Source organism: Cyclobacterium plantarum, from assembly GCF_011290685.1.
GTDB classification, from domain to species: Bacteria; Bacteroidota; Bacteroidia; order Cytophagales; family Cyclobacteriaceae; genus Cyclobacterium; species Cyclobacterium plantarum.
The window spans coordinates 321,417-335,355 of record NZ_JAANYN010000001.1; the positions used below are offsets into that span (position 1 = coordinate 321,417).

Annotated in this window: 12 protein-coding genes; 3 read left to right on the forward strand and 9 right to left on the reverse strand. The window is 42.2% G+C overall.

Annotation, left to right across the window (positions count from 1 at the left end):
* Positions 1 to 76: 76 nt before the first annotated feature.
* From G9Q97_RS01360 to G9Q97_RS01375, 4 genes are all read right to left on the reverse strand, one after another.
* Positions 77 to 958, reverse strand: a complete 882-nt coding sequence (locus tag G9Q97_RS01360; RefSeq protein ID WP_166142387.1) for a carbohydrate kinase family protein — start codon at positions 956 to 958, stop codon at positions 77 to 79.
* Positions 951 to 2,294, reverse strand: coding sequence for a sugar porter family MFS transporter (locus tag G9Q97_RS01365; protein ID WP_166142389.1), 1,344 nt, complete (start codon positions 2,292 to 2,294; stop codon positions 951 to 953). The genes G9Q97_RS01360 and G9Q97_RS01365 overlap by 8 nt, the downstream gene beginning before the upstream one ends.
* Before the next feature lie 129 nt (positions 2,295 to 2,423).
* Positions 2,424 to 3,110 carry a hypothetical protein gene (locus G9Q97_RS01370; protein WP_166142391.1) on the reverse strand — a complete coding sequence of 229 codons (687 nt, stop codon included), beginning with the start codon at positions 3,108 to 3,110 and terminating at the stop codon, positions 2,424 to 2,426.
* Between the two features lie 402 nt (positions 3,111 to 3,512).
* Positions 3,513 to 4,028: a DUF4494 domain-containing protein gene (locus G9Q97_RS01375; RefSeq protein ID WP_166142393.1), complete on the reverse strand. Its 516-nt coding sequence runs from the start codon at positions 4,026 to 4,028 to the stop codon at positions 3,513 to 3,515.
* Between the two features lie 222 nt (positions 4,029 to 4,250).
* On the opposite strand from G9Q97_RS01375, the gene G9Q97_RS01380 reads away from it, so the two are divergent.
* On the forward strand, positions 4,251 to 5,723 hold the full coding sequence (locus G9Q97_RS01380) for an SLC13 family permease (RefSeq protein ID WP_166142395.1): 1,473 nt from the start codon (positions 4,251 to 4,253) through the stop codon (positions 5,721 to 5,723).
* 111 nt (positions 5,724 to 5,834) lie between these two features.
* On the opposite strand, the gene truA is transcribed toward G9Q97_RS01380, so the two are convergent.
* The 4 genes from truA to G9Q97_RS01400 form a co-directional block, all read right to left on the reverse strand.
* Positions 5,835 to 6,635, reverse strand: a complete 801-nt coding sequence (gene truA / locus G9Q97_RS01385) for a tRNA pseudouridine(38-40) synthase TruA (protein ID WP_166142397.1) — start codon at positions 6,633 to 6,635, stop codon at positions 5,835 to 5,837.
* Between the two features lie 845 nt (positions 6,636 to 7,480).
* Positions 7,481 to 8,902 (reverse strand): molybdopterin-synthase adenylyltransferase MoeB, encoded by a 1,422-nt coding sequence (moeB, locus tag G9Q97_RS01390; protein ID WP_166142399.1) that lies wholly within the window; start codon positions 8,900 to 8,902, stop codon positions 7,481 to 7,483.
* A gap of 4 nt (positions 8,903 to 8,906) precedes the next feature.
* Positions 8,907 to 9,326: a Mov34/MPN/PAD-1 family protein gene (locus G9Q97_RS01395; RefSeq protein WP_166142401.1), complete on the reverse strand. Its 420-nt coding sequence runs from the start codon at positions 9,324 to 9,326 to the stop codon at positions 8,907 to 8,909.
* Between the two features lie 9 nt (positions 9,327 to 9,335).
* Entirely contained in the window at positions 9,336 to 10,721 is a 1,386-nt protein-coding gene (locus G9Q97_RS01400; RefSeq protein WP_246255316.1) for an NAD-dependent epimerase/dehydratase family protein, read from the reverse strand.
* A gap of 252 nt (positions 10,722 to 10,973) precedes the next feature.
* Here G9Q97_RS01400 and rfbC point away from each other — a divergent pair, with 252 nt between their 5' ends.
* Positions 10,974 to 11,504 (forward strand): dTDP-4-dehydrorhamnose 3,5-epimerase, encoded by a 531-nt coding sequence (gene rfbC / locus G9Q97_RS01405; protein WP_166142405.1) that lies wholly within the window; start codon positions 10,974 to 10,976, stop codon positions 11,502 to 11,504.
* Positions 11,505 to 11,512: 8 nt separating this feature from the next.
* The gene (locus tag G9Q97_RS01410) at positions 11,513 to 12,811 is read left to right on the forward strand and encodes an NAD(P)H-dependent oxidoreductase (RefSeq protein ID WP_166142408.1); all 1,299 of its coding nucleotides are present in this window, start codon (positions 11,513 to 11,515) and stop codon (positions 12,809 to 12,811) included.
* A 57-nt stretch (positions 12,812 to 12,868) separates the two neighbouring features.
* Here the strand turns inward: G9Q97_RS01410 and G9Q97_RS01415 are convergent, their stop codons facing one another.
* Positions 12,869 to 13,933, reverse strand: a complete 1,065-nt coding sequence (locus G9Q97_RS01415; RefSeq protein WP_166142410.1) for an NAD-dependent epimerase/dehydratase family protein — start codon at positions 13,931 to 13,933, stop codon at positions 12,869 to 12,871.
* Positions 13,934 to 13,939: the final 6 nt, after the last annotated feature.

Consider the following 13,939-nt stretch of genomic DNA (forward strand, 5'->3'; position numbering starts at 1 on the left):
AACTATTTTGGTTTGCCTAAAGATGCATTCAGACCCGAAGACAAATTTATTTTTAAATTGTTTTCGGGTTTTTTGTTTACAGGTCCTTTATCTTGCCGATGTCCGATTCGTTATACTGCGGAGTTCCTCCACTGAATGTAGCCACCAAAGCGCCCAGTGCACAGGCAAAATCGAGGATTTTTTCCGGCGATTCCCGGGAAAGGTATTTGCTCACAAAACCTGCTAAAAATGCATCTCCGGAGCCAACGGTATCTTTTACAGCTACTGGATATCCCGGATGGCTGATTATTTCACCCTCCTGGTAAATGGCAGCACCTTTACTGCCTAAGGTGATACAAATCATGTCAAATTCGAAAAGTTCTGTTAATTTTTCAAGCGCAGCCTCCATCTTATTGGGAAGGTCATAAAAATCTGCCAGCAAGGTAAGCTCATCCTCGTTTAACTTGAGAATATCCGCCTTTTTCAGCAGGTATTCCAACAAATCTGCAGTGTAAAATGGCGGTCTGAGGTTGATGTCAAATACCTTTAGCGCTGGTGTTTCCAGGAGTTTTTCAAGTGTAGCCTTGCTTGTCTCATTTCTCGCCCCTAGAGTGCCGAAAATAAAGGCATCTGCATTCCTGACCGCTTTGTCCATTTCTTCAGACCATAGGATGTAATCCCATGCGGCTGGTTTAACTATTTCATATTTTATATTTTCCTTATCCCTGTCATCCACATTCACCGTTCCGGTGGGATAAGTTGCATTTATTTGAATAAAATCTTCTGAAAGCCCGAATTTTCTAATAAATGACAGCAATTTCTTGCCCAATTTATCCTCACCAATGGCAGATATCATTTTAACATCCATTCCCAGATGTGCCAAATGAAGGGCCACATTCATAGGCGCACCTCCGGCGATACTCTCTTTTGGAAAAATATCCCATAGCATTTCTCCGAAACAGATTATTTTTTTATGCATTTTTTGTGATAAAATCTTTTTGAATTTCTTCCAGCGACCTGCCTTTTGTTTCCGGCATTTTGAAAGTTACCCATAACAACTGCAGCACCATCATCAGGGCGAAGAAACCAAAGATGATTACCGGACCGAATTGATTGGCAAGTAACGGAAATACGTTGGCGATGATGGCTGCTAGGATCCAATGCGTGAAGCTGCCGATGGATTGCCCGTAAGCCCTGAGCTCGTTTGGGAAAATCTCAGAAATAAACACCCATATTACAGCTCCCTGACCAATGGCATGAGAAGCAATAAACATGAAAACGAAAATGGGTAAAAATGCACTGCTGATTTGTCCTCCGGAAAAAGAATAAGCAATCAATATCAAGGAAATGATATAGCCTACAGAACCCATATACATGAGTTTTTTCCTGCCGATGCGGTCAATTAAGTAAAGGCCAAGCATGGTAGCGACCATATTCACTGCTCCAATCCCTACGGTGGATAGCAATGCACTTTCCGCACTTATGCCTGCCATTTCAAATATCCTTGGTGCAAAATAAATGATGGCATTAATCCCTGATAATTGATTGAAAAGTGCTATCAATATGGCCAGCATGGTAATTTTAATGTATTTGGAATGAAATAACGCCATGAAGCCTACTTTAACCCTGGTTAATTTTTTCTCTTCAAGGGCTAACCTGATGGCTTCATCCACCCCTTCGGGATCAGTCCTCTGTAGTATTTTTTCTGCGGTTTCGAAATCATCTTTTTTAGCAATCAGCCACCTTGGACTTTGCGGTACCTTCAATACCAGTAGGGTATAAATCAAGGCTGGAATGGCTTCTACGCCCAACATCCATCGCCAGCTATTGACGGTAATACTGATATCGATCAGGTAGTTGGAAAAGTAGGCCACCAAAATCCCAAAAACAAGGTTAAACTGAAATAAGGCCACCAGCTGTCCCCTGTTCTTTGCAGGGGATATTTCGCTGATATACATGGGGGCTACCACAGAAGAAGCTCCAACCCCTATTCCTCCGATAAAACGGAAGAACATAAAGGAATTAACTTCAGGGGCAACTGCAGATCCCAAAGCAGAAACAAAATACAGGACACCTATCCATATCAACGATGTTTTTCTTCCATATCGGTCTGCTGGTATGCCTCCAAAAAGGGCTCCGATAACTGTGCCGTAAAGGGCTATGGCCACTGCCAGGCCATGGCTCCAGTCACTTAAATTCCAAACTTCCTGAATCTGCCTTTCGGCTCCTGATATAACCGCGGTATCAAAACCGAATAAAAATCCTCCCAAAGCCGCAACCAAAGAAAGAAATAACACATAACTGTTGATTTTCATAAAGTAATCGCTATAGACAATAACTTTTAAATCTAAACAGATATGGGCTTTTTAAAAAATTTAAATGAAAATTAAATACCAAATGATAATTTTTTAACCTATCCGCAGGCTGTTTGTCAGTTCACAGAATTATTTTCCAATAAAAATCCTGTAGAAAAATTGAAATTGCATCAGCATATCGGATTTAATTCTTTTTTGTTGCTGATCATTTCCTTCCAATTCAGAAAAAGGACTCACCACTAAAGTTGCTTCCAACCCTATATCAGCATCTGATTGGAGATCTTTGTATATTCCCAATCTAAATGGCAGATAAATTCCGGAATCAGAAGCGGAATAAGTTTCAGTTCTTCTTAAAGGGTCATTCAGAATCAATCTTTCATCGGTTCTTTGAGAGTAAAAATAGCCCAGCCCCAATCCGGTATAAACTTTAATCAAAGAAGGAAGGTATCCACTCTGATTTGGATTAATGTGATATACAGGCATGACATCTGCATAATATATGTTTCCCCTAAAAGCATGAGGTAAATTGGATTCAGCGATTTTGTCTATTTGTTCGGTATTGTAAAAATCTCCACTATTCACCATCTGCCATCCTAATGTTGCCTTAACATCGAAGTTGGTTTCAATCTTTTTGTTGTAATCGAGGGATAAAACAGGAAGTACTTTAAATTTGAACTTACTGTGTACGCCCGTGTTATCACCGTACATTTTGGCGGGTCCAATCCCGATCCCCAACCTGTCTGTTCTGTCATCCTGGGCATGTGAAATGCCGGCAGTGAACAAAAAACTTATAAAAAGGAATAAGAGTGCTTTCATCTGTTTATAATTTGATTTTTTATGGTCAGATGCCCGCCCGGCTGACGCCAGTCGGACTGGGAATCTCGCTATGATAATCATCCCACTGTGTGACGTTTTCGTCATGCTCGATTTCATGTGATTATAATTGTCTTTAAGTGGTCATATGGAATCTCACCATGACATTCATCCCTCTGTACGCCACCCCCTTCATGCTGGATTTGATGTATTTATTAGTTTCAAAATGCAAGTTAATAAAATGACCTAATGTAGAAAAGAATATGTCATTGAAACCCAAAAATTTGAATTAAGGTTTAATTAATTGTTTGGATTCAATCAGGCCTTTGGGTAAGTAATTTACGCAAAGTAACATGAAATGGATCGATTAATTTTTAAATGGGTGCAAAAGGTCCTTTTATTCACTCATTGATTGTCTTCCTCTTCCTGATCCTGTTTGGTATTTTCCACCGGCTTCAGGTTATCAGGAATAGCTGGATTAAGCTCCTCATCGTCTTTTTCGTAAGGAAATATTTCCACAATAGGGCTTTCTGTTACTTCAGGTACATTGAAGCTGACCAGCATGTTGTTCAGGCTTTCATAGATCCGCTCGTAGGCTTCCTTGACATGATGAGCTGTGACCAGCATGTATTGTGTGACCTTTTTTTCCTTCCCACTATCCGCATCTGCCACTATATAGGTGATCTTGCATTTGTGCCAAACATCTACATCTTCGTAAAAAAACACATCTACGATATTACTTTTGCCTATGCTGGTCACCTGAAAATCCCCTCTGATCACGCTGCCTAACATGTCATATATTCTGGCTTCGGCCTCGGTGAAAGAAACGGCATCTACCAGGTATTGCTCAGATACATTTTTGAGCAGGCCCTGCTCGTTTTCTTTGGCATACTTTACTTTACACAAAAACCAGGTTCTCATAATTCGATTGCTTCACAATTTCTTTAAAAGCACGAAGGTAATCTGAAATCCCTGAAACAAAAAAGGCTTTTTTAGAATTCAGTCCCTTCACAATGAATACCTAACCATTATGGCTTAACTCTGCCTGACCTCTGCAGGTTTCAGGATCATAATTGGGAAAAATTTTCTGAGTTCTTGAAAAATCCCTTTATTTTAGGTTTTTACAACAAACAACATCCTGAGATGAACTTGTCAACAAATAAAGAAAATCTAAATCCTTCTTCTTTTTTGGGGCTTTTTCTGGGACCTTTCATTTTTTTGATGGTGTTGTTTGCTGCCTTTCTGCTATCATGGGAATCAGGACCTGCCACAAAGGTTTTGGCGCTGGCGGCCTGGATGCTTTGCTGGTGGGTGACAGAGGCAGTGCCCATTCCTGTAACCGCACTGCTGCCCATGATTTTATTACCCTTGCTGGGTATTTTTGACATGGCTGAAGCCACGGCCCCTTACTCCAATCCCATTATTTATCTTTTTATGGGAGGGTTTATCATTGCCCTGGCCATGGAAAAGAACAAATTACACCTGCGCATTGCACTGAACCTGATCAAAATCACCGGTACCAGGCCCGATGGCATCATTTTGGGGTTCTACCTGGCTACCGTATTTCTGAGCATGTGGATCAGCAATACTGCCACTGCGGTGATGATGCTGCCCATTGCCATGTCGATTGTACAGCTGATTGAGGCCAATAACCCTTCTTTGGCCAGAGAAAAAGGCTTTTCCAATTTTGCCTTTGCGTTGATGCTGGGTATTGCCTACTCAGCAAATATTGGAGGGGTGATCACCATCATTGGAACACCACCCAATGTCGTTTTGGTGGGTTACATGCAGGAGTTATATGATTTCTCTCTCGATTTTAACCGATGGCTTTTGGTAGGTTTGCCAGTTGCTGCTTTCATGATGCTGTTTATGTTTGTGCTTCTGGTAAAAATATTATACCCCAGCAGGTTGGGCAATTTGGCCGGGTCGGCCGAAGTGATACAGGAGCAATTGCATGCCCTGGGACCTGTCAGGTCTGCAGAAACCAGAACTGCCGGAGTTCTCATCCTAACTGCCCTGCTTTGGATTTTCAGAAACCCGATCAACCAAATACTCCCATCCCCGCTGTTGAATGACACCCTTATTGCCATGTCAGGAGGAATCCTGATGTTTCTTGTGCCGGCTTCAGATTATAAAGGGGCAAAACTGCTAAATTGGAAAAGCATGCAGCGGCTGCCATGGGGGATTTTATTGCTTTTTGGTGGAGGGATGACCCTGGCCAAAAGCATGGAGGCAGCAGGAATCATTCAGGGAATTGGGGTTTACATTGCCGATAACCAACTGCTTTCAGTGGCCCTTTTGGTACTTGCCCTTACAGCTGTTTCTTTGTTTTTGACAGAAGTAATGAGTAATGTGGCACTCGTCACCATTTTTCTACCGGTAGTCATGGCCATAGCAGATGGTATGGGGGAAGAAGTGTTGGTATTTGCCATACCCGTGACCATGGCCAGTAGTTTTGCTTTTATGCTGCCCATTTCCACTCCTCCAAATGCCATATTGTTTTCCAGTGGCTTTATCCGTATCAAGGAAATGATGAAAGTGGGGATATGGTTGAATCTTATGGCGATCCTTTTATTGTGGTTAGCGGCTTTTACGCTGATCAAATGGGTTTATTGAAAAAAAAATCGGTATTCCAGTTACATTCCAAGCCAGAAGGCAGGGTTAATCTTCTGCGTCCCCCTTTCCATTTATCCCATCGCTGACCTGGACCAGGTTGCATTGCCGGGATTAACCCTGATTTAATTTTTCCATATGAAAAGAAATCGATTCCAGTACCAGCCCATTTGCCGGTGCCTTGTGGCTCAGGGGGCTTTTGTCTTCACTGAGCAGGGCATTTTTTAGTTCGTCCAGGCTAAGCAGGTCTTTACCCAGAAGAAAAAGGGAGGCCACCATCCTTCGCACCTGATGCATGAGGAATCCCTTTCCCCTGACCCTGAAAACCCAGGCCCCTTCAGCGGGCAAGAAAGAAAGCTCAGCTGCTGCCGGGCATATAGCAGCAAAATTTATTTCCCGGATAAAATCACTGGTATTTCTACCCTGGCTGCAGAAGCGCCTGAAATCATGTTTACCAGCAAAAAGGGAGGCAGCTTGCTGCATGGATTCCAGGTCCAATTCATCTCCCCCATAGGCCAGGTTTCCGGCCAGAAAAGGGTGGGGCTTTTCTCCGAAGGCGAAATAATAACCATATTGTTTGCACTGCACGTCCTGGATCACGTTAAATGCAGCAGATACCGGTTGACAACTCAACAGGCGGATATCTGAAGGTAGGTTTTCATTTGTATCGGCTAAAAAACGTTGGATATCCAGAGCTTGCCTGAGAAATAACTCAAAGGCACCCTCCAGGCAGGATACGCCACTGTCGGTCCTGCTGGCTCCAAGCAGGTTAAAGTCCTCGTGTCCCAGTACGTATCGGATGCTTCTTTCCAGTGTTCCCTGTACGGTTTTCACTCCTTTTTGTACCTGCCAGCCATGGTAGCGCAGACCCAGGTATTGAATGCGAAACAGGTATGTGTAGGGGCGGGTTTTCATGATATAAAGCTACGGTTTGGTAAGAAAGGGTGCAAGGATAATCGTAAGGTTTGCGTTTGCCATTTTTCCGAATACAGCGTTCCTATTGAAATATTTTTTTTCTGTCCGGGACCCGCAAAAAAGGAAACGATCTTTTTCAAGTATATCTTGGAAAAGTTGCTTTGTTTCGATGTTCGGAAAAGCATGTATATGGTCCGGTATCCGATTTTTGAAGAATATCCACATATACAATTTCAATATCTTCTACTCAGTCTGCCTCAAGATCAAATGCTGATCTTGAGAAATCAAAAAATTCCCCTTTCAGAAACTAACGCCATGCATTTTGAAACCGAAATTCCTTGTATTTTCTATCCCATTTTTTGATGCGTATAATTCGTTTTAGGGTATGACCTGCAAATGAAGCAACTACTAACCTGGATAGATGGTAAAAAAATATTCAACCTGAAAATTTCTCTATCCTTTGTAAAGAGTAACCATTGACTTGCCCTGAGAAAATTTCATAAAGGAGCTTTAGGTCAACATAAAAGCCAATAGGCTTAACGATAAAAAACCAAATTTATTGACAGAAATAACACAAACTTTGACAAAGCCAGTTCGTTTTTTAGTGAAAAAAATCTGCCCAGCCCTCTTCAAACGATTGGCGCGTATCCCGGCTCCATTCCCTGGAATGAAAATAGACCTTTAATGTTTCGTTTATCGGAGAGATGGACACTTTTTCCACTTCATATTGAGGGGAACTTGAACCTTAATTTTATGGATAAGAAGAACTGATAAAAAGTTTAACAAATACTTTTTATGAGGGATAAAACTTTTCTTATTGTTCTTGAGTATGTAAATTTAAGAGATTAATAAGTTTCCATTTCCGGATGAAAGGTATTCAGGTAATGGATTATTCCTCCTTTTAAATTATACAAATTGCTAAATCCAAATTGCTCTTCCAGTGCCCGGATAGCCTTTTCACTTCTGCCTCCAACCTTGCAAAGAACAACTACCTTTTTATCCCTTTCGATTTTCTCACCTTGAGAAATAATAGTACCCAAGGGGATCAATTCTCCTCCAATATTCGCAATCTCGAATTCGTGAGGCTCACGTACATCGATCAATTGGAAGGCTTCCTCTCTTTCCTGGAGCTGCCTGAATTCCTCGGCCGAAATTTCCTTGATTTTGGATTCTATTTTGCCTACACTGCAAAATTCCTCATAATCAATCAACTCTTTGATGCTTGGGTTTTCCCCATTTAATGGATTGCTCTTTTTTCTCCCTACTTTAAAAGTCCGGGATTGAAAACTTAAGGCATCGAATGTGTATAACTTGCCGCTGAGCACCTCACCAATGCCTGTAATGACTTTCAATACTTCTAATGCCTGCAGACTGCCGATGATTCCGGGCAATACGCCCAATACCCCACCTTCTGCACAACTCGGCACCAGCCCGGGAGGCGGAGGGGTTTCATACAGGTCCCGGTAGTTTGGTCCGAACACCCCATTTGCCTGATAATTGAAAACTGATACCTGCCCTTCAAACTGGTAAATGGAAGCATAAACATTGGTTTTATTTGACAGGACACAGGCATCATTCACCAGGTATCTGGTAGGGAAATTATCCGTGCCATCTGCTACAAGGTCGTAGTCTCCAATTAGCCGCATGGCGTTTTCTTTGGTGAACCTTTCATTATATACATTTATCTGGATATAAGGGTTGATCTCCAGAAGCCTTTTTTTAGCAGCCTCAACTTTCGGTATGCCTAATTCGGAAACGCCAAAAATTACTTGCCGGTGGAGGTTACTGTCTTCTACTACATCAAAATCCACGATACCCAGCGTACCCACTCCTGCTGCTGCCAGATAGAGAAGCAGTGGACTACCAAGGCCTCCGGAACCAATGACCAGTACCCTGGCTTTTTTTAGTTTTTTTTGGGCTTCCAATCCGAATTCCGGGATGATGATATGGCGATTGTACCTGGCCAATTCTTCCTTACTGAAGCTAATATCGTCTGTACCCCCTGCTATTGCAGGAACAATGCTTACCACACTTCCGCTTTTGATTTTGGAATGCTCCATTTCCAGATTCTGAATATCCTCCTCGTCAATAAAAATATTTATAAAGGAAGGTATATTCCCATCCGGCGTGTATAAATACCTTTTTAGCTCAGGAAATTTTTTCGAAAGCTCGTCCAACATTTCCTTTATCGTTTCTGCTTCAATTTCTGTTTTGGCTGCATTTGCAGTGAACTTACGTAAAGGGGTAGGGATGAATATTGTTGCCATAATTTTATTCGGTAATAATGTGAAATTTTTCTTCAATAAATTGATTGGTATCGTTCAATCGCCAGGATTTTATGTCTGAAAAGCGAAGGTTATTCAAGGAAATAATTACATAAGATACATTCGGGAAGGCTGAAAGGAGGTCAGTTTCAGATGGAATAGCAGGCCAATCCAGATGCGTGTGGTAAATACCTATCATTTGAGTTTGAGTTTTCATGGCCAAAGCTTCCGCTTGCAAATAATCCTTTGGATGAATAAGATAATGTCGATCCCTGTTTTGGTCACTGACATTTTTTACGGGTATATAATTTAAGATATTATTTTTATTTCTGCTAGTTTTTCCCAACAAAAACCCGCAGGATTCCTCCGGAACGGTTTCGACCTCCTGTACCAAACTAGCGACTAAAGATGCTGCAATACAAATCATAAAATACAATTAACAGGGCGATTCGAAAGCATCCTTTAGTTCTTTTTCAAAAGGAGTTTCCGATAAGGAACGCATCATGATGGGAATCATATCCCCAAAATCCGAGGGCGTTAAACCGTCTTGCTTCAGGTGATTTTGATCCAGCCCCCATTTTAGAATTTCCATGGTCTGGGAGGCGGGAACATGAGCCAGGGAATCTTCAAATAAATCTTTCAGTCCCTTCAAAAGAACAGTTTTTGCCTCCTGGTCGGTGCTTACTTTTTTCAAAGCACTGATCAGGTGATCAAGAAGTTTATGGGAGGTGGGTACCAGGGTTGAAATAATGATATCTTCTGCTCTATTGATTTCCCTTTTTCGATTTTCATAGACATTTATCAATAAATTTAACTCAAGTGGATTTTTCCAGTCTAATTGTCCGCGGAAAAATTTCTCTCCATATCCCTTGGGATTCCCGGTAAAAATAATGGGTATTTTTCGTTTAAATTCCTGGATGTAGTAGAGGGCCAATTCAAGGCTTTCTACCGGCCATTCCAGGTTTTTTACCAATAAAAATCGAGCGATTCCTTTTTCTGAATGAATCAAAGCGTTTAGCAATAACAGGGCTGCTTCGTTTACGTTTTGAGCGGTGACAAATTTACCCGGTGAATGAATAGGAATGAAATCCCCATGTTTAGCATATTCCATGATTTGCTTGTCCATCAGGCTGTTGTCGACTATATGCGTAAACCGTACCATACTATATATTTTGGAACCGTTTCTGGAAAAGTCATCTAGCAACATTTCGCAAACCTTCTTGGTAGCCGCATAAATTTCATTGGTAAGATACCTGCTTGCTTTACCAGTGGAGGTAAACACGCATTGGCTCACCGATGGCGTCTTTTCGCAGGCAGTCAGCACCGCTAAAGTACCCAATATATTAGTTTTAACAGTGTCTAAGATGGATTTCTCTGCCAGACCGGGGTTTCTTTGTGCGGCGGTATGAAATACAAATTCCGGCCGATAGGTTCTGAATATTTCTTCCAATCCATTTTCGTCCAGAATGTCATGCTGTCTGAATTCAATTTGCTCTGATTCCGGCAGTTGATAGCTACTTTCCTGCGGGGATACCTTGTCCACTACCACTATTTTTGCCGGCCCATGTTCCAAAAGTGCCCGAACCAACGAGGAGCCCACACATCCCAAACCGCCTGTTACAAGTATGGAAGACTGATTTAGGATTTGCTTCAGGTCTTCAGCTGGGACCGAAAGGGTTCTTTTTCTGGATGATGCGAGGGGGTTATTTTCAATTCTTCCCTGCTCACGATACAATTCAATAAGCTTTTCGGATAAACTGGTCAAACGTTGATACCCTGTTTTATCTGAGATCTTTCCGGAGAGCTCCCAGATCTTTTTCATGATTCCAGTTTCCATAGCGGTTCTTTACTGATTCGGCAAAAGTTTTAAATGCATTTAATTGCATTAGAATGGCAAAAATATACATTTGAAAATAATCATGTAAAATTAAATTTCTTTTTTTACAATCGAAATATATTTGGGAGATATTTTTCTTTATAAATAGCTTATTTTGGTTTAGGTAACGCCGAAATACCGGGATTAATGTTTTTTTGTTTGATTAATCCGTATATTTCGTTCAAATTTTGAAATAGCATGATTTTTACCGAGACGGAATTAAAAGGAGCCTTTATCCTTGAAGTAGAAAGAATAGTAGACGAAAGAGGTTTTTTTGGACGAACCTTTTGTCAGAAAGAATTTGAAAAACATGGGCTTGAAACCGGGATTGCCCAGGCCAACATGTCCTATAACAAAAAAAAGGGAACCGTACGGGGGATGCATTACCAGGTAGCCCCTTATCAGGAGACCAAACTTGTAAAATGCACTTCAGGGGCTATCTATGATATCATTATTGATCTCAGGGAAGATTCATCCACTTATGGGAAATGGATTGGTGTGGAACTTTCAGGGGAAAACAACAGAATGCTGTATGTTCCCAAAGATTTCGCCCACGGTTTCATTACTTTAGAGGACAATACTTCCATTCAATACCTTGTTTCACAGTTTTATACTCCGGGTTCCGAAAGGGGAATCAAATGGGATGACCCCAAGTTTGATTTAAAGTGGCCCATTGAGGTGTCGGTTATTTCTGAAAAAGACAATTCTCATCCTTATTTTACCTCCTAATTATAGTCATGATACTTATAGATAGTGCGCTTCAGAAACGTGAAGAAGAAAATAACCCCATAAGAGTAGGGATGATTGGTGCCGGTTTTATGGCGAAAGGAATTGCCATTCAGATGGAGATGTACACCCCGGGAATGAAATTAGTGGCCATTGCTAACCGGACGCTACCCAAAGCCAGGGAAGTATTTCAAAATGCCGGGCATAAGCAGGCCGAGGAAGTTACTAACCTGAGTCAGTTGGAATCCGCACTAAAAGCCGACAAAAAGGCAATCAGCACGGATCCCTTATTGCTCTGTCAGGCAAGCGGCATTGATGCCATTATTGAAGTTACCGGAGCGGTAGAATTTGGAGCAAGGGTTGCACTGGAGGCGATTGACCATGGGAAACACCTGATCATGATGAACGCAGAAGCCGACGGAACATTCGGCCCCATATTAAAAGTGTATGCGGATAAAAAAGGCGTGATTTTTACCAATGCAGATGGAGATCAACCGGGGGTAACATTGAACCTTTATCGATATGTCAGGCAAATTGGACTTAAGCCGGTATTATGTGGTAATATAAAGGGCTTGCATGACCCCTACCGAAACCCCACCACCCAGGAAGGGTTTGCCAAAAAATGGAACCAAAACCCGGTCATGGTTACCTCTTTTGCCGATGGTAGTAAGATCTCATTTGAGCAAGCCATAACAGCAAATGCTACCGGAATGAAGGTTGCCAAAAGAGGCATGCATGGCCCTACAGTGGAATCAGGAAAACATGTTCGGGATTGTTTGGATCAGTATCCGGCAGAAGATTTGCTCAAAGGAGATGGTATCGTTGATTATATCGTCGGAGCAAGCCCGGGACCCGGGGTTTTTGTTCTGGGTACCATGGACCATCCCATTCAAAAAACCTATCTTAATCTGTACAAAGTTGGAGAAGGTCCTTTTTATTGTTTCTACAATCCCTATCATTTGTGTCACTTTGAAGTTCCCATCACGGTTGCAAGAGCTGTTTTGTTTCACGATGCCACCATTGCGCCTGTCAAACCAATGGTGGATGTGGTGGCTACGGCGAAAAAGGATCTCAAAAAGGGAGAAGTGCTTGATGGTATTGGCCAATACATGATGTACGGGCTATGTGAAAACATGCCGGTTTCCATGGAAGAGCGCTTGCTTCCACTTGGATTGGCTGGAGGATGTGTGCTCAAAAGAGATGTTCCAAAAGATCAGGTGATTACCTACGATGACGTTCAGGTTCCTGAGGGAAGGATAAGTGACCGTCTTCGGGCAGAGCAGAATGCCTATTTCTTTCCAAAGGCATAAACTTCCCTGGAAACACAAATCGGAAGTATGACATTTGCAGTTCTCTGCTGAGGATACCTATGTCTTGGATGCTGCTATCGGGAGCCAGGACAAATCCTGGTCCAGGATTCGTTTTTGTTGAAACCGATTTAAAACCTTTAGGCGGATCAGGCTCGATTCCCTAAAATGGGGATCATTAAAACCGATTCCTGTAAGCCCCTCCTGAAGGTCCTTAATAGTTCGTTCCAAATTAAAATGCGGCTGGAAATCAGGTGCCAACTGTTCGAACTTGCTAAAATTAACCCTGTAGGACCGCTTATCTGCCGGGGCGTCTTCGTTTAAGGAAACTTGGGTTTCCGGAATTAATTTCTGGACTTCCAGGGCCACAGTTTTGATTTGGTGGTTCCAGGCATTACTTCCCACATTTACAGCTACGAAGGTTCCACCATTTTCTCTGGCCCGTATAGAGGCCCATTCGATAGCTCTGGACATGTCCTTTACATGTATCATGGCTCTCCAGGGAGTGCCGTCACTTAGTATATTGATCTTTTTTGAGGTGATAGCACCGGCTACAAAATCATTTAAAACCAGATCCAACCTAAGTCTTGGGCTAAACCCACAGGCGGTTGAAAACCTTAGACAAGTGATCAGGAAATTTTCCCGGGCAAGGGCTTGTAAGTCCTTTTCAGCAAATACCTTCGAACGGGCATAGGCAGTCAGAGGGTTTAAAGTTGCTTCTTCGGTTTTGGGAAAATCGTCTGCAGCCCCATACATACTGCAGCTGGAAGCATAAACAAAATGTTTGACTCCTGCTTGCCTGGCCTTCTTTGCCAGATTTATACAAGAGCGGTAATTGATCTCCAGGGTGATATCTTCAAAAGTTTTCCCCATAGGATCATTGGAAATGGCCGCAAGGTTAATTACCACATCGATCCCCTCCAAAAGTTCATCCGGGAAATGGCGTATGTCACCAAATACTTGTTTGTCGATCATGATTTCCGGCAAGGGGCCTGTAGTGGTTAGGCAATGAGAAAAATAGCCTATATCAAAACCAATGATCCGGGAATCGGGGTAGTTGTTTTTCAGGTGTTGTACCAACACGGGACCGATGTATCCCATATTGCCAGCGATGAGTATGTTCATAATTTT